General features: G+C 66.6%; 22 protein-coding genes. 5 read left to right on the forward strand and 17 right to left on the reverse strand.

Annotated elements, in window-relative coordinates:
* Window positions 1-95 precede the first annotated feature (95 nt).
* From OG214_RS06275 to OG214_RS06285, 3 genes are all read right to left on the reverse strand, one after another.
* On the reverse strand, window positions 96-365 hold the full coding sequence (locus OG214_RS06275; protein WP_405987441.1) for an SRPBCC family protein: 270 nt from the start codon (window positions 363-365) through the stop codon (window positions 96-98).
* Window positions 366-780: 415 nt separating this feature from the next.
* The gene (locus OG214_RS06280; RefSeq protein WP_405984082.1) at window positions 781-1,371 is read right to left on the reverse strand and encodes a TetR/AcrR family transcriptional regulator; all 591 of its coding nucleotides are present in this window, start codon (window positions 1,369-1,371) and stop codon (window positions 781-783) included.
* A complete protein-coding gene (locus OG214_RS06285; protein ID WP_405984083.1) occupies window positions 1,364-2,296 on the reverse strand; it encodes an oxidoreductase in 933 nt (310 codons plus the stop codon). Before OG214_RS06285 ends, OG214_RS06280 begins: the two co-directional genes overlap by 8 nt.
* Window positions 2,297-2,618: 322 nt before the next feature.
* Between OG214_RS06285 and OG214_RS06290 the strand changes: the two genes are divergently transcribed.
* Entirely contained in the window at window positions 2,619-3,506 is an 888-nt protein-coding gene (locus OG214_RS06290; protein WP_405984084.1) for a helix-turn-helix domain-containing protein, read from the forward strand.
* A 135-nt stretch (window positions 3,507-3,641) separates the two neighbouring features.
* On the opposite strand, the gene OG214_RS06295 is transcribed toward OG214_RS06290, so the two are convergent.
* From OG214_RS06295 to OG214_RS06305, 3 genes are all read right to left on the reverse strand, one after another.
* Window positions 3,642-4,511: an NAD(P)H-binding protein gene (locus OG214_RS06295; protein WP_405984085.1), complete on the reverse strand. Its 870-nt coding sequence runs from the start codon at window positions 4,509-4,511 to the stop codon at window positions 3,642-3,644.
* Window positions 4,508-5,302, reverse strand: coding sequence for an SDR family oxidoreductase (locus tag OG214_RS06300; RefSeq protein ID WP_405984086.1), 795 nt, complete (start codon window positions 5,300-5,302; stop codon window positions 4,508-4,510). The genes OG214_RS06295 and OG214_RS06300 overlap by 4 nt, the downstream gene beginning before the upstream one ends.
* A gap of 339 nt (window positions 5,303-5,641) precedes the next feature.
* Window positions 5,642-5,974: a helix-turn-helix domain-containing protein gene (locus OG214_RS06305; protein ID WP_363080202.1), complete on the reverse strand. Its 333-nt coding sequence runs from the start codon at window positions 5,972-5,974 to the stop codon at window positions 5,642-5,644.
* Between the two features lie 27 nt (window positions 5,975-6,001).
* Between OG214_RS06305 and OG214_RS06310 the strand changes: the two genes are divergently transcribed.
* Window positions 6,002-6,436: an ester cyclase gene (locus OG214_RS06310; RefSeq protein WP_405984087.1), complete on the forward strand. Its 435-nt coding sequence runs from the start codon at window positions 6,002-6,004 to the stop codon at window positions 6,434-6,436.
* A 362-nt stretch (window positions 6,437-6,798) separates the two neighbouring features.
* On the opposite strand, the gene OG214_RS06315 is transcribed toward OG214_RS06310, so the two are convergent.
* Window positions 6,799-7,623, reverse strand: a complete 825-nt coding sequence (locus OG214_RS06315; protein ID WP_363080204.1) for an NPP1 family protein — start codon at window positions 7,621-7,623, stop codon at window positions 6,799-6,801.
* A 350-nt stretch (window positions 7,624-7,973) separates the two neighbouring features.
* On the opposite strand from OG214_RS06315, the gene OG214_RS06320 reads away from it, so the two are divergent.
* The gene (locus tag OG214_RS06320; protein ID WP_405984088.1) at window positions 7,974-8,495 is read left to right on the forward strand and encodes a hypothetical protein; all 522 of its coding nucleotides are present in this window, start codon (window positions 7,974-7,976) and stop codon (window positions 8,493-8,495) included.
* 131 nt (window positions 8,496-8,626) lie between these two features.
* Here OG214_RS06320 and OG214_RS06325 read toward each other — a convergent pair whose 3' ends face one another.
* A complete protein-coding gene (locus OG214_RS06325; protein ID WP_405984089.1) occupies window positions 8,627-9,358 on the reverse strand; it encodes a YoaK family protein in 732 nt (243 codons plus the stop codon).
* Window positions 9,359-9,829: 471 nt separating this feature from the next.
* Between OG214_RS06325 and OG214_RS06330 the strand changes: the two genes are divergently transcribed.
* Window positions 9,830-10,210, forward strand: coding sequence for a YciI family protein (locus OG214_RS06330; protein WP_363080208.1), 381 nt, complete (start codon window positions 9,830-9,832; stop codon window positions 10,208-10,210).
* A gap of 33 nt (window positions 10,211-10,243) precedes the next feature.
* On the opposite strand, the gene OG214_RS06335 is transcribed toward OG214_RS06330, so the two are convergent.
* Window positions 10,244-10,828 (reverse strand): DoxX family protein, encoded by a 585-nt coding sequence (locus tag OG214_RS06335; RefSeq protein ID WP_405984090.1) that lies wholly within the window; start codon window positions 10,826-10,828, stop codon window positions 10,244-10,246.
* Between the two features lie 659 nt (window positions 10,829-11,487).
* On the opposite strand from OG214_RS06335, the gene poxB reads away from it, so the two are divergent.
* Window positions 11,488-13,224, forward strand: a complete 1,737-nt coding sequence (poxB, locus tag OG214_RS06340) for a ubiquinone-dependent pyruvate dehydrogenase (protein ID WP_405984091.1) — start codon at window positions 11,488-11,490, stop codon at window positions 13,222-13,224.
* A gap of 27 nt (window positions 13,225-13,251) precedes the next feature.
* On the opposite strand, the gene OG214_RS06345 is transcribed toward poxB, so the two are convergent.
* The 8 genes from OG214_RS06345 to OG214_RS06380 form a co-directional block, all read right to left on the reverse strand.
* A complete protein-coding gene (locus OG214_RS06345) occupies window positions 13,252-14,250 on the reverse strand; it encodes an alpha/beta fold hydrolase (RefSeq protein WP_405984092.1) in 999 nt (332 codons plus the stop codon).
* A 10-nt stretch (window positions 14,251-14,260) separates the two neighbouring features.
* The gene (locus tag OG214_RS06350) at window positions 14,261-15,217 is read right to left on the reverse strand and encodes a hypothetical protein (RefSeq protein ID WP_405984093.1); all 957 of its coding nucleotides are present in this window, start codon (window positions 15,215-15,217) and stop codon (window positions 14,261-14,263) included.
* A 47-nt stretch (window positions 15,218-15,264) separates the two neighbouring features.
* Window positions 15,265-16,362 carry a cupin domain-containing protein gene (locus OG214_RS06355; protein ID WP_405984094.1) on the reverse strand — a complete coding sequence of 366 codons (1,098 nt, stop codon included), beginning with the start codon at window positions 16,360-16,362 and terminating at the stop codon, window positions 15,265-15,267.
* Between the two features lie 136 nt (window positions 16,363-16,498).
* Window positions 16,499-17,473: a zinc-binding alcohol dehydrogenase family protein gene (locus OG214_RS06360; protein WP_405984095.1), complete on the reverse strand. Its 975-nt coding sequence runs from the start codon at window positions 17,471-17,473 to the stop codon at window positions 16,499-16,501.
* A gap of 186 nt (window positions 17,474-17,659) precedes the next feature.
* Window positions 17,660-18,505, reverse strand: coding sequence for a ribokinase (locus OG214_RS06365; protein ID WP_363080216.1), 846 nt, complete (start codon window positions 18,503-18,505; stop codon window positions 17,660-17,662).
* A complete protein-coding gene (locus OG214_RS06370) occupies window positions 18,502-19,380 on the reverse strand; it encodes a carbohydrate ABC transporter permease (protein ID WP_405984096.1) in 879 nt (292 codons plus the stop codon). Before OG214_RS06370 ends, OG214_RS06365 begins: the two co-directional genes overlap by 4 nt.
* A gap of 2 nt (window positions 19,381-19,382) precedes the next feature.
* Window positions 19,383-20,330 (reverse strand): carbohydrate ABC transporter permease, encoded by a 948-nt coding sequence (locus OG214_RS06375; protein ID WP_405984097.1) that lies wholly within the window; start codon window positions 20,328-20,330, stop codon window positions 19,383-19,385.
* A 63-nt stretch (window positions 20,331-20,393) separates the two neighbouring features.
* On the reverse strand, window positions 20,394-21,758 hold the full coding sequence (locus OG214_RS06380; RefSeq protein WP_405984098.1) for an ABC transporter substrate-binding protein: 1,365 nt from the start codon (window positions 21,756-21,758) through the stop codon (window positions 20,394-20,396).
* Window positions 21,759-21,772: the final 14 nt, after the last annotated feature.

Consider the following 21,772-nt stretch of genomic DNA (forward strand, 5'->3'; position numbering starts at 1 on the left):
CCAGAAGCCTGAGCAGGGCCGCGAGGAAGATCGCCGCCGAAGCCGTCGTAGCGTGCGGCTGACGCCAGGCCCCGTGCGGGATGATCACGTCTGGGTCACAGGGAACGTTCCGCAGCTTCGGCCAGGCCCGTAACCATGCGCCGCATGGTCCGCGTCAGTTGGGGGCGAAGAATGAAGTGCGTACCGAACGCCACCTCGTACTCTCCACACCAGCGGATTTCGGTGCCGCCTCCGCTCCTGTCGTCGAGCAGTATGCGCGCGGAGTAGTTCCTCATGAACGGATTGCCGGCGTCCTCGTAGGCGAACAGTTGCTGGGGGCGCAGTTCGGTGATTGCTCGCTGGTGACGACACGTCCTGTGCGGAATATCCTTACCGCACCGACCGTGTCGCGCCGATCCAGCGAGATGTTTCCCGACCTTTCCAGGACGAGTTCATCAACGGTCCCCCACCGGGGCCAGCTGTGAGCGTCCAACAACAGCTCCCACACCTTCGACGACGGCACCTTCGAGATCGCCGTCACGTCGTAAGCACCCTTCATTGACATCACTCCGTAAAGCCTGACCGCTCGCATATGGATGATCCATGACGTGCCGATGCGCGGACCGACGCAAGGGTTCGCTTTCCGCAAGGCCTGTCGATCCGTTTTCCGCACGATCGCACCTGACGCTATCCGCAGGAAATGCGGACAGGAATGCGTGAGATTGGCAAAAGACATGCGCGGGATTGCGGTCTGTTGATGCGGCGTCGGCGTGGTCCACGGCGAGGGCGGTCGAACACGCGTCAGTCGGTTCCTCTCATGACGATGCGTGCGGCGACATGCACTCGTGTCCGATACGTCTCCAGTGTGACTGATTCGTACTTTGCCCCTGCCGAGGCAGCGAAGAGGTGTTCAGCGAGGTCTGTTGCGGAGATGCCCGCTTCTGCCCAGGGAGCGGCATGTCCGGTCCGGTCCAGCAGCCGGGCGATGTCCGCGACGAAGTCCCTCTCCATCTCTCGCATGCGCGGCCCGGCGAACGAGGTCGCCGCCTCCAGGAGTTCACCGAAGTGACTCAGCTCGACTTTGCCGACCGTCAGGCCGTGGAACGCCTCGCAGGCCTCCACCAAGCGGCCCGCGACGGGGAGGTCTTCCCGCTCCAGTGCGTGCTTGACCGAATTCCGCATGCCGGACAACATGTGTTCCACCACGCGCCGGAACACGGCGTCCTTGGACTTGAAGTGCAGGTAGAGCCCCTGCCGGGAGATACCCGCTTCCCTGGCGACATCGTCCATCGTTGTCTTGCGCAGGCCGAAACGCAGCAAGACCCCGGTTGCCGCGGTGACAATGCTCTCCTGCCGCGCCGATACCGCGGCCGGTTCGCCGGTATCAGGCATCGGTCGCCCGCTCCGTCCGCCCCGGAAGCGGGTAGCTGACACCGGTGAGCACCGCGCTCTCCTCCCAGAGCCGGGCGGCGACGGCCGTATCCTCGGCGCGGCGGCTGATCCGGGCCGCGGACGGGTGCCCTTTGGTCTCGAAGAAGAAGCGCGGCCCCCAGTAACTGCCGCCCGGGGCGGTCGGATCAGTGGCGGCACGCATCAGTCCGAGTGCCCCGACTTCCGGTTTCATGCCGACCAGGGGGCTGACCCGTCTGATCGCGGGATGTGAGTGGCGTGTGAGTTCCGAGGAGGTCCAGCCCGGGTGGGCCGCGGTCACGGCCAGGGCGCTGCCGGACGCCGTGAGCCGACGCTGGAGTTCCAGCACGAACATCATGTTGGCCAGCTTGCTCTGGTTGTAGGCCGCACCGCGGGAGTACGGGCGCCGCCGCCAGTTCAGATCGTCGAAGTCGATACGGCCGAAGTTCTGGGCCAGGCTGGTCATCGTCGTCACACGTGCCCCCGGCGTGTGCAGCAGCAGGGGCAGCAGATGACCGGTGAGGGCGAAGTGCCCGAGGTGGTTGGTGCCGAATTGCAGGTCGAAGCCCTGTACGGTGCGTGACGGCGGAGACCACATGACTCCAGCGTTGTTGACCAGCACGTCGAGACGGTCATGGCCCTCCCGGAAGTGGCCGGCGAACGCCGCTACCGAATCGAGATCCGCGAGATCGAGCGGCCCGGACTCCACCGAGCCCGACGGCCGCATGGCGCGGATCTTGCCGACGGCGTCGGCGGCCTTGCGCGGATCCCGGCAGGCGAGCACGACATGTGCCCCCTTGCCCGCGAACATCGCCGCCGCCGCGAAGCCGATTCCCGCATTGGCGCCCGTGATGACGACGGTCCGTCCCGCCTGATCGGGAACGCTGCTCAAGTTCCATTTCGACACCCTGATGACACTCCTCTCGCACTACTCATGATCGCGACGAACTTTACACATGTCGTCAAGTCTGTCTAGTGCTGGACGACCGCGAACGCGACGGGGCCAGGATGGTGACGGTCGGCCAAGGCGGCGCGGCACGTACCCCTTCGACAATCACACCTGCGCGAACAACACGGTGACAACATTCCTGACCACGGGAGACCGACCCGCACACGGCCTCCCCTGTGGTGCGGCGTCGACGTGCTCGTGCGCAGTCGCTCGGCCGGCCGGCGTACCGCAGCTCATTCCCGACCGGTTCTTGATCCCGCAGACGCGATAAAATCGCACTGTGTTCGATTCGCCCGACTTCGATTTGGCGCCGTACGGCGATATTGACATGACACAGTACGTGCGTCGCGGCTACTGCAGTTGGCACGACGCCGAGTGGCGATCACTGCTCGTGCAGTGTTTCGTGCACGCACGCCAGGTCGAACACCTGGTGCTACCCGGCACTTCCGACCTGCATCTCGTGCTGTGCACTGCCGGAGAGACCGTGATGCGGGTCAACTCTGGAGGGTCATCGGCCAAGCGCCGTTGGAGGGCCGGACGGCTGGAACTCATGGTGCCGGGTCGGCCAACCGTGCGCAGCTACGCAGCGACATCGGTCCTGTCCACCATCCAGGTGCATATCCCGCAGGCCGTCATCAAGCAGACTGCCGATCAACTGGGCCAGCACAACCCGGACTTCGAGGCGCTGTCCGCCGGACTGGGCACGGGTGACCCGGTTGTCGAACACCTCGTCCGGTCACTCCCCGCCAGTCGGAAGGCGGGTGACTTGTATGCCGAGTCAGCTGCGGCGTTCCTCGCGGTGCACCTGTTGTCCCGGGGCGGGGTACCACGCGTGCCGGGGAATGAGAACGCCGCTGTCCGCAAAGGCATTGCCATCATGCAGGACCGCCTGGCCGAGCCGCTCACCCTCGCCGACATCGCAGCTGAAGTGCACTTGAGCGTCTACCACTTCGTACGCGTCTTCCGGAACGCCACCGGCGAGACACCACATCGGTTCCTCACCCGGTTTCGCATCGAGTCGGCCCAACGACTGCTGTCGGAGACCGGCCTCACCATCGAGCAGATCGCCCAGCGGTGCGGCTTCGCCGGAGCCAGCGCCTTGTCGTCGGCGTTCCTGCGCGATGTCGGTATCCGCCCCTCGGCCTACCGCAAGACGATCGGCATGTAGGCAATCCGACGCGTGTCTTCGGCCTGGGCCGCACTCTGGTGCGTGCGTACAATCGTGGAGCGCACCGAAACCGCCCCAGTTCAGGTCCTCGTCCGCGTCGACCTGGGCCAACAGCGCGATGACGAACGAAATGCCCTAGCGGGACCGCTGCTGTGTGAGGAACGCTCGGAGTGACGTCGTGGGTCGGCCGATCAGGCGCTCGATGTCGTCGGTGGGAGTGAACTCGCCGGCGGCGATGGCCTGGAACCACGCGCCGGTGAACCGTGCCCAGGGTTCCGGCATCCCCGCTCGCACGCGCGCGGCGATGTATTCCTCGACCGGAGTGTCCTGGTAGGTCACGGGCACACCGGTGACCTCGCCGAGAATCGCGGCGACTTCGTCGAGGGTGAAAGCGTGGGAGCCCGCGAGCGTGTAGTCGCGTTCCGCGTGGCCGTCGGTGGCGAGGACGGCAGCGGTCGCTTCGGCTATGTCGCTCCGTGTCGCCAGAGCGGCCGGGGTGTGGCCGGCGGGTACCCGGATGAAGCGGTCCGGAGCGAGCTCGCCGACCAGCATGTCGAACGACTCCAGGTACTGCGAGTTGCGCAGCACGGTGACGTCGAGCCTGGAAGCCGCCAGCTCGTTCTCGGTGTACTCGTCCCACTCGGTGGCCTGGGGGATCACAAAGGTCGACCCGGCACGGCGCTGGATGGCTGTGTAGTGGAGGTGGCGCACCCCTGCCGCCTCTGCGGCGTGGATCACGTTCCGGTGTGCCGTCTTGGCGTCGGTGAACGACCTCGCGGAGATCAGAAGAAGCTTCTCCACGCCGTCCAAGGCCGGTTCGAGGCCGTCCGGGTCCTCGTAGTCGCCGCGCCGCACGGAGACCCCGCGCTCGGTGAAATCGGTGAGTTCCTCGGGTCGGCGGGCCAGAGCCGCGACACGGGCGGCGGGAACCCGCTTCAGCAGGAACTCCACGACCTGGCGTCCGAGCGCACCACTGGCGCCGGTGACCATGATGAGCCCGTTCACGCGTCCGCTCCCGCGGTCTCGGCCGGCCTGCCCGGCACAAAGGGAACGGTGTCGGGCGCCTCACGTCGCGCCGCGAGAACCGCGCGAGCGGCGTCTCCGATGGGTACGCGCAGGGGGAGCCGCGGCGACTCGGCGGCATCCGCGACCTCGGCGGCGGCCTCCTCCGGCGTGATCATCTCCGCCATGGCGGCAGCGCTGTTGGTGTCCGGCATGGCGATCGCGTGGTACGGGTCGTCCGGAAGCGCGTAGCTGGTCACGTCGTTCAGCGCTCCCGAGCTGACCGTTCCCGGCTCCAGCAGGGCGGCTTCGAGCCCGAACGGGGCGACCTCGATGGCGAGTGCCTCGACCAGCGCCTCAAGTGCCCACTTGGTCGACTGATAGGCGGCGCCCGGGGGCAGAACGATGCGCCCGACAACACTGGACATGAACAGCAGACGGCCGTGCCCGCGCGCCCGCATACCGGGGAGGACGGCCTGGGCCACCCGAAGCGAGCCCAGCGTGTTCACGTCGAACAACTCCGCGAACTTGTCAGGAGGCGTGGCCTCGAACGCGGCGAAGAAGATCACTCCCGCGTTCGAGACCAGGATGTCGATCTCGCCGGCGTTCCGGACCGCCGCGGCGATGCTCTCGGCGTCGGTGACGTCGAGGGGCAGCCGCTGGTCGACATCGAGGCCTGCGAGTGACCGGGGATCGCGTGCCGTGGCCACCACTCGGTGACCCCGGCGCGCGAACTCCGCCGCCGACGCGCGGCCAATGCCCTTCGACGCCCCGGTGATCAGTACGGATGCCATGGCTTCTCCAGTCGTTTCGGTTCACATATCTCGGGGGTCTCGGCGAACCCGTCCGGACGGCCCGTAGAGGCGAGCCCGGCGCGGGCGACTCCGCCGGCCAGACCGCTCGTGAAGGCCGCTGCGCACAGGCATTTGCGCCGCGAGTCAGGTTTGACTTCCAAACTTACTGCCCAAGGCACGGTAACACGTGAGCTTGACGTGGGATCGGAAACCGAACCGACTAGTGCGGGAGCCGGTCCGGGCGCGGTTGCGTCATCGATGCGCCCGAGGCCGTGGGCGAGCCGTTACCGGCGGACGTAGCGTTGGACATCGCCTGGCGTCGGCCGACGCCACTCGGCCTCAAAGGGCGTAATTCTCGCCCCAGGTCTGCAGCTCGCGAAGCACCGGCGCGAGGGCCCTCCCGGCATCGGTGAGGACGTACTCGTCGCGCGGCGGGTGCTCGCAGTAGCGGCGGCGGGTGATCACCCCCGCCTCCTCCAGCTCGCGCAGTCGGATCGCGAGCCTGTCCCGGGGCGCACCGGTGTTGGCCCGGATGTCGTTGAAGCGATGGACGCCGCGAGACAGATCGCGGAGCACGAGCAGGGACCACCGGTCACCCACAACATCCAGCGCGGCGGCGATCGGGCAGCCGCGCCCCCCGCCGATCTCGATGGATTTGCTTTTCAGACTCACCCCTCCTACGTTAACAGACCCCTAGGTTTGATTCTCGCACCTACACCGTGCGGCACGACCGATGCCGAGGCACTCGTCCGCCGCTTCTACGAGCCGTTGAGCACCGGCGACACGGACCTCGTGGACACGGTGCTGGGGACGGATTGGGAAGCCGATCCGGCCCTGCACGCCGGCCCTGGCCACGACGGGTGGAAAGCGACCGTCGCGTACCTGCGCAGCGTCCTCGGGGACCTGACTTTCACCATCGAGGACGTCGTCGTCGCCGGTGACCGGGTCGCGGTGCGATCCGTCACGCGCGGCACTCACAAGGGTGAGTTGCTGGGCGTTCCGGCCACCGGACGCCAGATCGAGATCTGGGCGTCCGACTACCACCAGGTTGAGGGCGGTCGCATCGTCCGAAGCTGGCACCTGGAGGACTACTACGGCGTTCTCCAGCAACTGAACGCCGAAACCGGCGCCTGAAAGTGTCCGCCCGCGGCAGGATGTGGACGGCGGGGCCGTGGGGCGGGACGCAGGGACTGGTCCGGTGGGTCGGTCCGGTGGGTCCGGTCCGGTGGGTCCGAGGGCGCGGTAATGCGGGAGCGCCCGCTGCGCACGGACGTTCCGGTGAAGGTGCTCCTGGCTCCCCCGACCACCGCCTGCTCCCCAGTATCCGGGGCGTCGCAGGTCCGACAGGGGTACTGAGTCAAGCTGGCGGTGGTCAGGACCGCGACGGCATCACGGCTGCCCGGACAGAAGGCCGACCTTGCTGTCTCGGGCAATCACGGAGGACAGTCACCGGGCCGCACTGTCTCCGCGGCCGCCGCGGTTCCACGGTCCTGCTGTCAGGCCCAGGGGTCGAAGGGGATGCCAGACGGCTTGGAGGCATTCAGGAGGTTCCGGAAGCGGTCGTCCTTGTCCGTGGTCTTGATCGTGGCCGACCCGAAGTCCGCGTTCATCAGGCGGTCCCGCAGAGCGGTGCTGGGCCACCCGTTCCAGTCCACGATGGAGGGCTGGCGCCAGTTGTGGTAGTGGTTCTCCGGCGGCTCGTCGTTGCTGTTGGCGAGCCGGAAGAAGTGGGTGCCCAGACCGTCCTTGTGGTAGACGACCTTGGGGTGGGAACCGTCGAAGCGCACCTGCGAACGCGGATAGGTCACCTGGCTGGAATGCTGGGTGGTCGTGACGAACTCCACCTGGTTGGACGCCTGGTTGATCCATGAGATCACGTGCTCGAAGTCGTGGCGGTGACCACCGAGTCCACTGCCGGGAAGGGCCTGGTCCTTCTCGAAGTAGCTGGCGTATACGACCGCGCACCATCCGTTGTTGCACTTCGAGCGGGCGTAGGTCTGGGTCCGGTCCAGGTCGGACTGATCACGGCAGCTGCCGTTGACCGCGCCCGAGGTGTTCAGACCGGGATTGAGCGCTCCGTCGGGCGCGATGGCGGCAACGGGGTAGCAGCCGTCGCCGTCGTAGTCGTACGCGGGCGAGAACGACGCCTCGTAACCCCCGGCGTTCTGGGGCAGGTTCGGCAGATTGTCCGCGTGAGCCACTGACGTCGGCAACACCACACTCAGGACCGTGGCGCCGACCAGCGCCCCGAGCCAAGACCGCTTCCGCTTGAAATACGCCAGAGCCGCCGTACCTGCTGCGGGCGTTGACATTTTGTCCATGTCCGTCCTCTCGGATGACTCAGCGAGCGGCCGGCGCGGTGCCGACGCGGCCGAGTGATGGCTACCGAGAGCATCCCCTACGGGAGTGTCCATGACAGGTTCTTCTGAAGACCACTCCGGTGAACCGCTCCTGAACAAGATCGATCCCTCCCGCGGCAGCCCCAATCCTCATGCCGTCCAGGTACGGCCGTGCGTAACCAACTGCGTTACGCCATAGGGCAGGCCTGATCCCCGCGCCCGCGGGCATGCCCTTGCCCTTGCCCGCGGCGTCGTCTCGTGGCGTTGGAAGGCGGGGCGAGACGGATCAACTCGGTGGACGCCCAATCAGGTCAGGTGCCACGCTCCACTGCGTGACCGCGATTCGAACCCTGGCCGAGTTCGGCTCCACAGCGGCCATCGGTCCGCTCCACTGCGGCGCGACCATCAACGACATCGCGGCGGCGCTCGGGCCGCCGTGGGACATCGGCCGGGTGAGCAAGCGGCGGCGCTGGCCCCATCTGTTCTCCTACGGAGACGCCGAGTTCTGCGTGTGTCGCTGCCGCCGCGTCACGCTGATCAGCGTGCAGACCTGGCGAGACGCCATCGAGCTTCCCGTCCCGGGGACAGGGAGACTCGCCACGTTCGCGGGGCCCCTCACTCACACGCGGGTCATGGCCGAGCTCAGCGCGATCAATTGCCCCTTCACTTCCTTGACGCTCCGCCAACCACCCGGACAGGACCTAGCCCTACAGGTCGATTCGACGGGGGTCACGTTCACCTTCCGGGCCGAGGCCGGCTCCGAGCCGCTCCTCGACAGCGCCGGCCACTGGATCAGCACCCACGAGTGCGCACCGCCGGAAGCCGATGCCCCGGACGACGGCTTCGGCGCGTGATCGCACCCGTCCGACCGTCCCAATGAACAACCGGACAAGTCCTTGTTGGGGGGGCGGCGTCGCGGAAGGCTGGACGTCGGTGTCGGCCTCTCATCCGCGATTCGGATGAGAGGCCGACGCCGCGTTCACGACTATGGCTTGGTCCAGGCGGCGTTGGAGGCCGAGAGCCGATGGGTGGTCACCGAGGCCACCACGAGCAGCACCAGCCCGAGGCACAGGGCGAGGGTGAGTTCGGCGTGGAGCACGAGTTCGGCACTGGCAAGGGCTCCGAGGAACATGGCCAGGACGGACAGGATCCGCCGGCCGGGCCGGGGCGCTGACCCGCCGGCAGGGGTGGAGTCCGCGGCCAGTCCCGTCAAGGTGAAGGTGAGGACGGTCGTGGTCAGGTCGGGAACGCCGAGGCGCCGGGTGACCGCGTTCTGCAGTCCCATGGCGAGGGCGAGGAGCACGATCGTGGTGTACTGAACCACGGTGGTCACTCTGCCGTGAGTGACCGCGGTCATGACGACAGCCACGGCGAAGAGCACGGCCTGCAGTGCCGTGGCCATGGTCAGCAGCCGCCCGCGGTGTGCGGCGAACCGGGTAACGATCCGTCCTCCCGCCAGCGCGCCGACGAGGAACGCGGCCATCGCGACGACGGAGGCGACCACGGAGTGGCCCTTGGATCCCGCCAGGGCGAACGCGAGGAAGACCACGTTGCCGGTCATATTCGCGACGAAGACGTGCCCCAGCGCCAGATAGCTCACCGCGTCGACGAGACCGGTCACCGCGGTCAGCGTCAGCATGAGGGGCGGCAGCGGCCCGTGCCGATCTCCCCTGGGCGGGACGAGCGTGCGGACCGCGTCAGTCAGCAGCTTGCGCATGGGGAGTCCTTCTGCCGGAAGCGGATGAGCGGTGCAGTGCAGTGTCACTCGGTGGTGCAGCACCACTCGGGTGAGCAGCCCGCTGGCCGGGCCGATCACGAGGGGCCGTGCGGGAGACCCACAGCGGCCGGGGGCAGCCCAAGGACGTGATCGGCCGATCAGTGGCCGGCGCGGACATTTCCGATCACCTGATCAAGCCATAAAAAGGCATGCTCCAGTACTTCACGAGTGATCCGACCCACGTCGAACGCGGACACCAACACCGACACCAATCCCCCGAAATCGGATAGAAAGGCATCGCGCATGGCAGACTCGACCGGCAACGGTGCTCCGGCAAAGGTGAGTTGGTGTGATGAGAGCCCTTGTCCTACCGGAGCCCTGTCGCTCCGACACGCTGCCCTTCACCCCGCCCCGCGCCCCGAACTTCGATCTTGAAGTGACCATGAGCCGCTGACCAGAAGGAGCATCCATATGTCCACGGTGGACGAGACCGTAGAGCAACTCCTCGCTCCCATGACCAGGAAGCGGCTGTTCGTGGCGATCAACCGCAAGACCGCCCAAGACGCCGACATCACGCCCTACGTCGCGGACCACCTCCGATATATGGTCGAACTGGAAAGGCGCGGGCTCCTCTGGGCATCAGGTCCGTTCGTCGAACCAGGTGTGCAGGTCGGCGACGGACTCACCATCCTCAACACCAATAGTCTCGACGAGGCCCGCGAACTACTCACAGATGAACCGCTGTGTCAGCGAGGACTGCGCTCCTTCGACGGCCCGTTTCCTTGGGAGCTGCGCGAGGGACACATCCCGATCGCGCTCGACGCCTCCAGCTCCTCTTTCCGCTTGCGTTGATTGATTGTGTCCTGGCCGAGAACTGTGGGTCACCTATGGCATCTCATGCGGTGGGCTCGCCCGCCACAGCACACGCCGCGTGGCCAGGCCCCCGAGTACGCCGGCCGCACAGCCGACGATCCCGGCGGACGCGGGCCAGTTGATGCCGGCCAGTTCGTCGAGTGACCAGGCGCCCGGCCCGGTGAGCCCGATGGCGGCCATGGACAGGACCAGGACCAGCGGATACTCGTATCCGTCATTCTGTACCCACAGCCCGTGCGGGATCTTCACTGTGACCGCGACGGTCATGACGCCGGCCACGGCCGCCACCGCGAGCGGTGTCAGAAGACCGGCCGCGAGCAGCAGGCCCCCGCCCGCCTGACTGCCACCGGCCGCCACCGCGGTGAGTCGGCCGCCGCGGAACCCGTCGCGCCGGAACTCCTCAGCACCAGCTGCCAGACCCTCTCCGCCCAGCCAGTGTGTCGTCTTCTGCAAGCCGTGGGCGGCGACCAGTCCTCCGATGACAACGCGGAGAGTGAACAGGCCGGCGCTGGTACAGCCGGCGCCCCGGCCGACAGTGTCACCTGCCGCGCGCAGGGAACGTTGTCTGCTGGTGAGACGTGGATACCGATACCGCATGGTCACTTCTTCTCTCGCGCCGCAGCATGACCGGCACCTCGATGTGTCCCGCTGCCCATGCCGATGCCAACCGGATCCGTGTGTTCCCGTCCGTGAGCTGCCCTGCTCTTCGAGCTGCCCCGTCTTCGAGCTGCCCCGTCTTCGAGCTGCCCTGTCTTCGGTGGTCAGAGCCGACATTCGCAGGAGAAGCGGAAGGTCGCGGGCGTCGGACAGGCCCGCCCGAGTGGTCTGACTTGACGCCTTCAGTACAACTCCCTCCAGTCCGGTGCGCAAGCTGTGCAATCCCCACCTGGTCCGCGCCACCTCGCCGTCGCGCACGACGGTCTCGGACGCACCGGGCGATCCGGAAGGGCGCGTCCGATCGGGCGACTGGGCCGCAGTCGCCCGAGCTCGGGCGGGTGCGCGGCGACTGCTCAGGAGCTGCGGCTCGCGGACGGCGCCCGACGACGGCAGCCGTGGCTAAGGAGGGGGAGGCAGGGGGCAACGTGCCACAACGGGCGGCTCGGCGAACGCCATACGCCGAGTGGCGGCGGAGAGGGACCTTCGTAGGCTTTTCACTGTCACGTAACGGGCAAAGTCGGCAACCTCGTTCGGGCAAAGCCGACGGTGGCGTTGACACTCTCCTCGCCCTCCGGGAACCTCCACTCCAAGGGGAACTGATGGCCTTTACAGTCGCGGATGCCATGGTCTCTACGCTCAAGGCCTCAGGTGTGCGGCGGATCTACGGCTTGCCGGGAGACTCCCTCAACGGGTTCACCGACGCCCTGCGCCGCGACGGCGACATCGCCTGGAAGCACGTGAGGCACGAGGAGGCCGCCGCGTTCGCGGCCGCCGCCGAGGCGGGCGTCACCGGCAAGCTCGCAGTCGCGGCCAGCAGCTGCGGCCCTGGAAACCTGCACCTCATCAACGGCATGTTCGACGCACAGCGCAGCCGGGTACCGGTGCTCGTCATCGCCGCGCATATCCCGCGCGTGGAGATCGGTGGGGGCTACTTCCAGGAGACACACCCGCAGGAGCTGTTCCGCGAGTGCAGTGTGTACTGCGAGATGGCGAGCGTCCCCGAGCAAGTGCCACGGCTGATGGAAATGGCCATGCGCACTGCCCTGGAGCGCGATGGCGTCGGGGTGGTGGTCATCCCCGGCGAGCTGTTCCTCGACCGTGCTGCCTCCTCGCCGAGACCGCGCCCGGTGTTCAAGTCGGCCTCACTCATTCGCCCGGACGACCGTTCGCTCGCGCAGGCGGCTCACATCCTCAACACCGCCGAAAGAGTGACCATCCTGGGCGGGGCGGGCTGCGCGGGCGCCCACGACGAGGCGGTCGCCCTGGCCGAGGCGCTGAAGGCACCGATGGTCCATTCACTGCGCGGCAAGGACTTCCTCGAGTACGACAACCCCTACGACGTCGGCCTGACCGGGTTGATCGGCTACAGCTCCGGCTACCGGGCGATGGAGCACTGCGACGCGCTGCTGATGCTCGGCACCGACTTCCCCTACCGGTCGTTCTACCCGGAGAACGTCCCCGTCGTGCAGGTCGACGTACGCGGTGAGCAGATCGGCCGCCGCACACCGGTGGACGTCCCTCTGGTGGGGACCGTCAAAGACACCGCACAGGCGCTGCTGCCTCTGCTGGAGCGTCGGACGGACGACGGCTTCGCGGAGAAGGTGACCGGTCACTACCGGCGGGTGCGGGCCCACCTGGACCAGCTGGCCGAGGCAAAGCCGACCGACTCCCCCATGCATCCGCAGTATGTCGCCGCCGCGATCAACCGGCTGGCGGCGCGAGACGCGGTCTTCACCGCCGACGTGGGGACTCCGACGGTGTGGGCGGCCCGCTACCTGCGTATGAACGGCGAGCGGCGGCTCATCGGCTCTTTCAACCACGGCTCGATGGCCAACGCGTTGCCGCACGCGATCGGCGTCCAGGCCAGTCACCCGGGCCGCCAGGTGGTAGCCCTGTCCGGTGACGGCGGGCTGGCCATGCTGCTCGGCGAGCTGATCACACTGCGCCAGCTGGATCTCCCGGTGAAGATCGTCGTCTTCGACAACTCGGCGCTGTCCTTCGTCGAGCTGGAGATGACAGCGGCGGGCATCACCACCTACGGCACAGATCTGCAGAACCCTGACTTCAGCGCCCAGGCCCGTGCCGCCGGCCTGTTCGCGGCGCGCGTCGATCGCGCCGACGAACTGGAGGAGGTCCTGCGCGCGGCCTTCACCCACGACGGACCGGCGCTGATCGATGCACGCACCGAACGACACGAGCTGTCGCTGCCGCCGAAAATCACCCTCGAACAACTCAAGGGCTTCACCCTGTTCGCCACCCGGACCGTTCTCTCCGGCCGAGGAGACGAGATCCTCGAACTCGCCAAGACCAACTTGCGCCAACTCAGCGTCGAATAGGCCTGAGGAATCCGTACGCCCCCGGTATCAGCCCGTCTTCGCGAGCAGCTCGGCGAGATAGTCGCACCAGACCTCGGCGACATGGAGCGTCTGGTGCCCTCGCGATTTCGGGCCGGCCGGAAGCGTCACACCCTGTCCATGACTGACGCTGGTCATGGCCTGTTCGAGACCTCCGAGTTCAACGGGATTGAGCTCGTCGTCCTCGAAGTTGACTGCCAGGAGTGGTGCTTGTATGGCATGAAGTTCAGGCGCCGGGTCGTAGTCGCGGGACGCATCGAACTCCCAGATGACGTCGTTGGCGTCTTCGCCGTCCAACGCCTGCGCCTCAGTTCGACCGATCTGTGCGTCGGCGGCATCGATGGAGCGCAGATCCGACGCTATCTGTCGCGAACTTCCGGTCATGAGCTGGAACAGGGCCATCGCGTGACCGAGGCCGGCGGGCTGCTCGTCGTAATGGCCATCGGAGTATCCGGGATCGGACTCGATAAGATGGATGAGCATCCTTCGCCACAGCAGGTTCCGTCCGGTGATGCGCTCGGGAAGGCTGGCGACCGTCATCAGTGCCTGCGCCATGGCGGGATACCGCTCACCCCACATCCATGTCTGCATCCCACCCATCGAGGTACCGAGCAGCAGCCGCAGTCGCTCGACGCCCAGCCCCTCCACCAGCAAACGGTATTGCCCCTCGACGATGTCGCCATAGCCATAGCGCGGGAAGTCCGGTCCCAGTCCGCCGCTGGGCCGGCTTGAGCTCCCGTGGCCGATGGCGTCCGGCATTATCACGAAGAACCTGCCCATATCGAGGGGCTGGTGGCTTCGGAACAGAAAGTCGCCGATCGACGGTTGCAGGAACTGTTGGCCGGAACCGGTCGTGCCGTGCAGAAGCATCACAGCGTTGTCGGCATCCGCGGTCAAGGACCCGAGTGTGTGATACGCCATGGTCACATCGAGCCGGTGTCCGTCATCGAATCGGAAGCCGTTGATCGTGTGCGAGCCCGACTCGGCTTCTCTTTTCCAGTCAGTCATGGCAGAACCTCTAGAAGAACGAGAGGGTCTCGACGCCGACGCCTGCCTGCACGGTACGCAGGACCTCACCGCGTTCGAGATTGCACACGGCCAGTGAGCCCTCGTTGTGATTCGCGATGAGCACCGTTTCCCCGTCCTCGTGGAAGGCCATATCCATGGGGCCCTGACCGAGATGCAGAAGAGACTGTGACTTGAGACCTTCGGAGAAGACCGTAGCCACCGGCGTCTCGAAGTTCGTGACCACGAGGTACCTGCCGTCGGGGCTGTAGCACGCGATCTGGGCGGCCTTTTCATGCCCGTCGAGTCCGATCGTCGAACGGATCTCGTCCGAGGCCGTGTCGACAACGAAGATCTGGGGCTGCTGCGCATCGACGAGGACAACCGTCTCCCCGTCGGGTGACATGCCGATTCCCGTGAGGCCGTTCGGTGTGGGAATCTTCTTGACCACACGCCTCTTGGCGAGATCTACGACCGAGGCGAAGGTGTCCTCCTCGTTCTCGGTGTAGAGCTTGCTGTCGTCCGGCAGCACCTCGATACGGTGCGCCTTGTTGGAGCCCACTTCGGTCACATTCTCGATCGAGCCGTTCTCGGGGTCCAACTCGAGCATCACGCCGCTGTTCTCGCACACGCAGTACAGCTTGCCGTCCGCGCCCCAGCGCAGGCCGTGCGGGGCCAGATACGGATCTATGCTGAAGTCGCCGGCATGCCGCCGTTCCTCCAGGTCGAACCGTGCGATCAGGTGGCCGGGATGGGCATTACCCCCGTGTATACCGTCACCGTAGATGGGGACATACGCGAAGCGGTGATCGGGCGAGATGAGAAGCTCGTGCACCCTCGGCGCGAAGCCTTCGAGCGTCAACTCCGTTTCGTACGTCACCGGGTCAAGGAACAGGACACGATTCCCAACCTTGTCGACCGCGATAAGGCCACTGCTGCCTGTCACAAAGTTAGCGTCCGTCGCCATCACTTCATCCTTCCGATTGCATGGAGAGATTTGCGCAGAACCAGAAGCCTCTAGGCCGGCGGCCCCTCGTCGGGGTCGACGTCGATGCCGAACTTCCTCCCGACCACCATCAGCCGGTTCAGGTCTCCGTCCGGGTCGCCGCCCGGACCGGGGAGCGGACGGCACGCGCAGCGGTAGTACTCCTCGATCCCGCCGGGCACCGTCAGGTTGAACAGTCTGACGATGTGATCGGTGTGGTTCCGCACTCGGTGGTGTATTCCCCAGGGCACGAGCAACAGTGTTCCGGCGGAGGCTTCGTACGCGTCTCCGTCAACCAGTGCGGTGGCGGTTCCTTCCATGACGTAGAAGGCTTCCTCATAGCGGGCATGACGGTGAGCCGGCATGCCGCCGCCCGGTTCGAGCGTGATCTCGACGGCTGTGTAGCCGGCCGCGGTCGCGAGACCCGCCGCCTTGATGTTGTATGTCGCTCCGGCGGCGTACCAGCGCTCGCCTTCATCCGCGAGCTGCAGGGTAGGCCCTCGTCCCGCACCGCTCTGAAGAAGTCCCGCGGACGGATCGGAGCCGCTTTCCAAGTAGGTGACACCGTAGCGCGGGCTCCGTGCGTTGATCTCCTGGATCGGCAGCGTTCCATGTTCGCTCGGAGGCTCGCCGCCCGGCGCACCCATCTCCAGGAAGAAGCCCTCGTTACCGCCTGGCGTGGTAAATGTGAGGAGCTCCGCGCGGTCGTCTCCGACATTGCGCCATTCATGAGGGACACCGCGCGGCGCCGCGAAGAACGCGCCGTCGCCAACCGTGGTGTGCAGTCCCCCCGCCTTCAACTCGAGTTTCCCCCGGAGCAGGAAGAAGCCCTCCTCCTCACGTGAGTGGACGTGTCTGGGGGGACCGGTGCCGGCCGGTGGATAGTCGACCCAGAACGCGTATTCGCCCCCGGTGTCCTCGCTGACGGCGCCAAAGGTGATCCGGTCGTCACCCATCCACCAGATCGAGATGCCCTCGCCCGGCCTCACCAGCTTGCCGCGCCGGAGCAGTGGCTCATCTTGCTGGATGCTGCTGTTCGGATTCTGAGGTGTTCTGGCGATGGCCATTGCGCAGCCTTCCATCCGAGGTCTGGGCTCCCTCTGTCGTGAGTGTCCGACCGAGTGGGCCATTCCCCACAAACGCACCACAAACTCAAGTCTCGCCTGCCACAGTCCTTTGTCAAACCGTGCGAATCAACGGCGGACGGCAGTCGTGGTCTGGGTTGATTCGGTGAGGGTGCCGTCACGGAGAGCCTCCTGCGGCGATTCAGGGACAGATCACCACTCGGCCTCGAATCCCCTTCTCGACCGCGAAATAGGCGGCCATGCCGTTATCCAGGCTGTACCGGTCCTTGATGGGGAGGGGACGGAATTGTCCGGACTCGAAGTACGGCGTGAGCGAATCGAGTCGTGCGCCGGATTCTGTGACGTCAAGGCTGAGACTGTTGCAGCCCAGAATCCGGGTGTCGTTGTGGTAGAGGTCGACAAGGTCGATCTCTGCTGTCCGTGTGCCGACCGCGCTTATCACCACGAGCCGGCCGCCATGAGTGAGCGAGGCCAGGGCTGCCTGTGTCGTGACGCCACCGACCGCGTCGTAGACCACGTCCGCCCCCTTGCCGGCGGTGACCCGTCTGACTTGGGACCCGATGTCCTGCGGGCCGCCGTCGAACGCGATGAACTCCTCGATGATCGAAGCGGCCGGGGTGCCGTCGGCAGGCTGTGTCCGGTCCACGCCGATCACGTGGGCGCCAAGGGCCCGTGCGATCTGGGCGACAGCGCCGCCCACACCGCCCGAAACGCCGAACACGGCGATGTTCTCGCCCATGGTCAGCTGTGCGACTTCGACCGCGCCGAGCCAGCCGACGACGAAGTTGACTCCTACGGTCGAGGCCTCCTCGAAGCTCAGCCGCTCAGGCTTGCGCGCCAGCGCCGCTGCGGGAGTGGCAAGCAGCTCCGCGTGCGAACCGTCGCGTGAGAGGCCGATGTCTCCGCCGGTACCCCAGACCTCCGCGCCGATCCAGTCATGCGGTCCATCCACGACAACCCCGGAAAAGTCGCGGCCGGGGATACGGGGAAGGGTCGTTTCCTCCATGTGGCCGGCGACGTTCTTCAGATCCGAGGGATTCACCGAGGCGGCCTTGACGGCTATGACAGCGTTACCGTGCCGCGCCACGGGGTCGGGCAGGTTGTCCAGGTGCAGGACATGGGGATCGCCGAAGCGGTCGAATCGCAAGGCACGCATGACGGGGCCGCCTTTTCCGAGCTTGAGGGTGGGTGTCCACCAAGGTTCTCGTTACCGTTACCGTTCCTTCCCTTCTGCCGCTCCGGGCTCGATCCGGCTTCTCTCTTCACTGTCACAGACCGTGAAAGACCTGTCCAAGTCTTCCGGCGTGGAGCAGGGCGCGGACGCCGATGGGTGGGGGTGCCCCTATCGGCTGGACCGCGGTGTCCGGATGGTCCGGGCTGCCGCGAGGGTCGCCTGTTGTGCTGCTTCGACGAGGCTGGTCCCATGGGCGAGGTGAGCCGCCGTGACACCGGCGAACACATCACCGGCTCCCGTGGTGTCGACCGGTGTCAGTCTTGACGCGGGAAGGTGCGTGGTCCGCCCTTGCTCCACGACGAGAGAGCCGTCGGAACCGAGTGTGATGATGACGGAAACACACCGCTCCGCAAGGAGGTTCGCGGATTCCTCCGGTGTCTCGGCGAAGGTCAGGTGGTGTGCTTCGGTGAGGTTGACGATGAGGGGATCCGCGGCGGCGAGGACATGTTCGGGCAGGGCGGCGCTGGGGCTGGCGTTGAGCATCAGCCGTGCGCCATGAGTGACCGACCACCGTGCCGCGGCCTCGGTGGTCGCCTGCGGGATCTCCAGCTGGGTGAGCACGAGTTGGGGTGCGAGGACGTCGAGTGCGCGCGTGGCGTCGGCGGGCAGCAACAGGCGGTTCGCCTCGGGGAGCACGGTGATGCTGTTCTCACCGTCGGGCGTCACCGTGATGAGGGCGTGACCGCTGGGTCCTTCGAGGGCAAGGAACTGGGAGACGTCGACCCCTCGCCGTATCAGCTCGGCCTCCAGCGCCCGGCCGGCGTCGTCGGATCCGCGACGGCCGACGAACGCCGTCGTGGTGACGGTTGCCGCCGCGGCCGCCTGATTGAGGCCCTTTCCGCCCGGGTGCTGGAGATAGGCGGTGCCCAGGACGGTCTCGCCCGGGGCAGGACGACGAGGGGTATGGGCGACGAGGTCGAGATTCGCGGATCCGACCACGGCTACGCGGGTCAATTCTTACTCCCGGTGGTGGCGACTGATGCGACGAAGTAGCGCTGCAGACCGAGCAGGATCACGGCGGGAATGACTGCCAGCACGGCTGTCTCGGCGAAGACGCGGCCGTAGTCGCTGCTGAACGCGTTGAAGGTCTTGGCGATGGCGACGGGTGCGAGGTCCTTGCCGTCACTGGTGGTGACAAGGATGGGCCACAGATAGGCCTGCCACTGAAAGAGAAAGAGGATCAGACCGGTACCGATGAGCGCCGGGCGGGTCAGCGGAAGGTAGATCCTGAGGAAGATACGGGGCCACCCGGCACCGTCCACACGTGCGGCTTCGGCCAGTTCCGACGGGATGCCCAGGAAGAACTGACGGAGTGTGAAGATCGCCAGTCCGTTTCCGAGTCCAGGCAGCACCAGGGCGGGAAGGCTGTTGGTGAGGTCCCAGTCGCTGAACGTGTGTGCCAAGGGGATGGCGATGGCCTCGAAGGGCACGAGGAAGCTCAGCACGACCATACCGAAGACGAACTTACGGCCGGGGAAGTCGACCACCGCCAGTGCGAAGGCCGCCATCGCGGAAATCACGATGCCGAGGACAACGGTCAGGGCGGCGACGATCACACTGTTGGAGAGGTTGCGCAGAAAGCCGTTGTCGATCGCTGAGTGGATGTTCCCGAGGGTCCAGTGCTCGGGCCACAGCATGTGCCAGTTCAAGGAGGAACTGCTGGCGAAGGTTTCGGTGGCGCTGCGGAACGTGCTGGCGATGAGCCAGAGCACGGGCAGAAGGAAGGCGATGCCTACGACGACGGCGATGGCGGCCAGCACGACACGGCCGGTGCGGCTGGGTGCCGAGGCTGTGGACGGGCCGGGGTCCGGGAGTGAGGTGCGGGTCATGATCAGCTCTCCTCGGCGCTGCGCAGCAGCCGGAACTGGACCGCGACGATGACGATCATCAGGGCGAGCAGCACAAGGAGTTCCGCCGCGGCGGTGTGCGGATCGGCGAGCTCGAAGCTGTTGTGGAAGATGTCGTACATGAGGAAGTTCGACTTTCCCTGCGGCCCCCCGTCGGTGAGGATCTGCATGGGCGCGAACAGGACGAAGTTCGAGACGGTGTCGGCGACCAGGACGAACAGCAGCGGCCGGCGGAGCAGGGGAAGCGTCACCGACCAGAAGCGGCGCAGCGGCCCCGCTCCGTCGATCGCGGCGGCTTCGTAGTACACGGCCGGGATGTCGTTGAGACCCGCGATGAGGAAGATCATCCAGTAACCGACGCCGATCCAGCTGGCGATGAGGATAAGGCTCGCGACGACCTGTCCCTGCCCGGTGAGGAAGGGCTGTTGGTGGATGCCGACCCCGGCGAGCGCCGCGTTGACGGGGCCGTCCGGGCGCAGCGCGATCCCCCATACCACCGCAGAACCGGTCATCGGGACCGCGGCGGGCAGAAAGATCAGTGTGCGCCAGACGCCGGTGGCCGGCAGGTTCTGGGTGAGCAGCACCGCGAGGGCGAGCGCCACCGCGATCTGCAGTGGGTTGACGATGACGTTGAAGATCAGGGTTTGCCGGACGGAGGACCAGAAGGCGTCGGAGGAGAAGAGCGCCGTGAAGGTGTCCAGGCCCACGAAGCGTGGCGGCAGAGTGCTGCCGGGGAGGCTCGTGTGGGTGGCGTCGTTGACGGCCTGGATGACCGGGACGAGCCGCAGCACGATGATGAGCGCGAGAGCGGGCGTCAGGAAGATGGCCGCCGCGCTGAGGTTGCCCACGAGCCTGCGCCGGTGAAGGCTGCTCTTGCGCTGTGGCGGCGGAGCTGTCTCTCCGGCTTCCGGAGGGTGCGTTGTGAGTGTCATTGCGGGTGTCCCTCCCGCCGGCCGGGGTCTGTCGGCTCACCCCGGCCGGTCGGTTCGCGTGGGCTAGCGGTACTTGGCCCACGCCTGGTTGATCGTGCTGGTGGCGGAGGACAGCGCACTGGCCGGGGAGGCGCCGTTACTGATGTCGTCGAAGGTCTTGGACAGTGTGTCCTCGAACTCGACGTAGCCGGCGGTCCTGGCCCGCAGTGTGGCTGTGTTGGCCAATTCGTACTTGGTCAGTTCGACGGCGCCGTCCATGCGGGGGTCCTTGAACACCTTCTGGTCGTAGAAGGTCGCTGTGCCGGCTGTGCTGGAGGGCGGCACGGCGAGGCTGGACATGTGCTGGGCGAATCCACCGTTGTCGAGTGCCATGTACTTCATGAAGATCTCGGAGGCGACCGCGTGCTTGCTCGCGGGATTCAGTCCGAGGGACCACCCGCCGGTGGGGGTGACGGCCTTGCCGCCCTCGAAGTACGGGTAGGCGGTGACGCCGAAGTCCAGCTTGGCGTCGGCGGTGAACTGGGTCGCCCACCACGGACCGCCCGGGAAGAAGGCCACCTGGCCGGAGGCGAAGAGGTCGGGAGTCTGTGCCACCGGTACCCCGCGAGGGGAGATCTTGTCCTTGTACAGGGAGCCGTACCAGGTCATCGCCCTTTCCCAGCCCGCGTTCTCCAGTGTGGGCGTGAGGTTTCCGGTACCACCGGCGCCCGAGCCGCCGCCGAGGCTCTCGGCGAGGGGCTGCAACTGGTAGTAACGGTTGACCTGATCGAACAGCAGGCCCCACTTGGCACCCGCTTGTTGGGTCTTCTTGGCTTCGTCGGTGACCGTTTCCCAGGTCAGACGGTCGGCGGGCTTCGCGGAGGGGAAGGGAACACCGGCCTTCTTGAGCAGCGCCTTGTTGTAGTAGAGAAGCTGGCTCGACGTCTGGAAGGGCATCGCGACGAGCTTTCCGTCGCTGGTCGCGGCGTCGAGTGACGTCTTGTCGACCTTGCCCGCCATGTCCGGGAACGCCTTGGACAGATCGGTGAGCCAGCCCCGTGCCTGGTAGGCGTCGGTACGGGGCATGTCGACATCGAAGAGGTCGAGGGTCGAGTCCCGGCGGCTCAGACGTGTGCTGAGCACGCTGTTGAACTGGTCGAACGGAACCGCCTGGTAGTCGACGGTGATGTTCGGGTGTTCCTTGTGGAAGGCCGCGAGTACGGGCTTGATGTCATCGGCCGAGTACGCGGCACCGGCGTAGGTGATGGTGACCGGCGTGTCCGGGTCCTTGAGGCCGTCGGCGGTGGTGAGACCCTCGGGCTGCTGCTGTGCGCCGCCGGACGCGTCGGACCCGGATCCGCAGCCGGTGACCAGCAGGGCCGCGGCGATCGCGCCGACGACGAGTCGTGTTCCGGCCCGTGCGGGGCGGGGAAGGGTGGGAAGCTTCATGACGGTCCTCTCTG

It is taken from the genome of Streptomyces sp. NBC_00872 (genome assembly GCF_045161915.1).
In the GTDB taxonomy this organism is placed as follows: domain Bacteria; phylum Actinomycetota; class Actinomycetes; order Streptomycetales; family Streptomycetaceae; genus Streptomyces.

Bases quoted from the DNA above. Each gene is read 5' to 3' on its own strand.
- OG214_RS06300 (WP_405984086.1), bottom strand. From the start codon at position 5,302: ATGGCATCCGTACTGATCACCGGGGCGTCGAAGGGCATTGGCCGCGCG.
- poxB (WP_405984091.1), top strand. From the start codon at position 11,488: ATGGCCTTTACAGTCGCGGATGCCATGGTCTCTACGCTCAAGGCCTCA.
- OG214_RS06325 (WP_405984089.1), bottom strand. From the start codon at position 9,358: ATGCGCAAGCTGCTGACTGACGCGGTCCGCACGCTCGTCCCGCCCAGG.
- OG214_RS06315 (WP_363080204.1), bottom strand. From the start codon at position 7,623: ATGGACAAAATGTCAACGCCCGCAGCAGGTACGGCGGCTCTGGCGTAT.
- OG214_RS06280 (WP_405984082.1), bottom strand. From the start codon at position 1,371: ATGCCTGATACCGGCGAACCGGCCGCGGTATCGGCGCGGCAGGAGAGC.
- OG214_RS06360 (WP_405984095.1), bottom strand. From the start codon at position 17,473: ATGCGTGCCTTGCGATTCGACCGCTTCGGCGATCCCCATGTCCTGCAC.
- OG214_RS06330 (WP_363080208.1), top strand. From the start codon at position 9,830: ATGTCCACGGTGGACGAGACCGTAGAGCAACTCCTCGCTCCCATGACC.
- OG214_RS06380 (WP_405984098.1), bottom strand. From the start codon at position 21,758: ATGAAGCTTCCCACCCTTCCCCGCCCCGCACGGGCCGGAACACGACTC.
- OG214_RS06375 (WP_405984097.1), bottom strand. From the start codon at position 20,330: ATGACACTCACAACGCACCCTCCGGAAGCCGGAGAGACAGCTCCGCCG.
- OG214_RS06355 (WP_405984094.1), bottom strand. From the start codon at position 16,362: ATGGCCCACTCGGTCGGACACTCACGACAGAGGGAGCCCAGACCTCGG.
- OG214_RS06345 (WP_405984092.1), bottom strand. From the start codon at position 14,250: ATGACTGACTGGAAAAGAGAAGCCGAGTCGGGCTCGCACACGATCAAC.
- OG214_RS06335 (WP_405984090.1), bottom strand. From the start codon at position 10,828: ATGCGGTATCGGTATCCACGTCTCACCAGCAGACAACGTTCCCTGCGC.
- OG214_RS06370 (WP_405984096.1), bottom strand. From the start codon at position 19,380: ATGACCCGCACCTCACTCCCGGACCCCGGCCCGTCCACAGCCTCGGCA.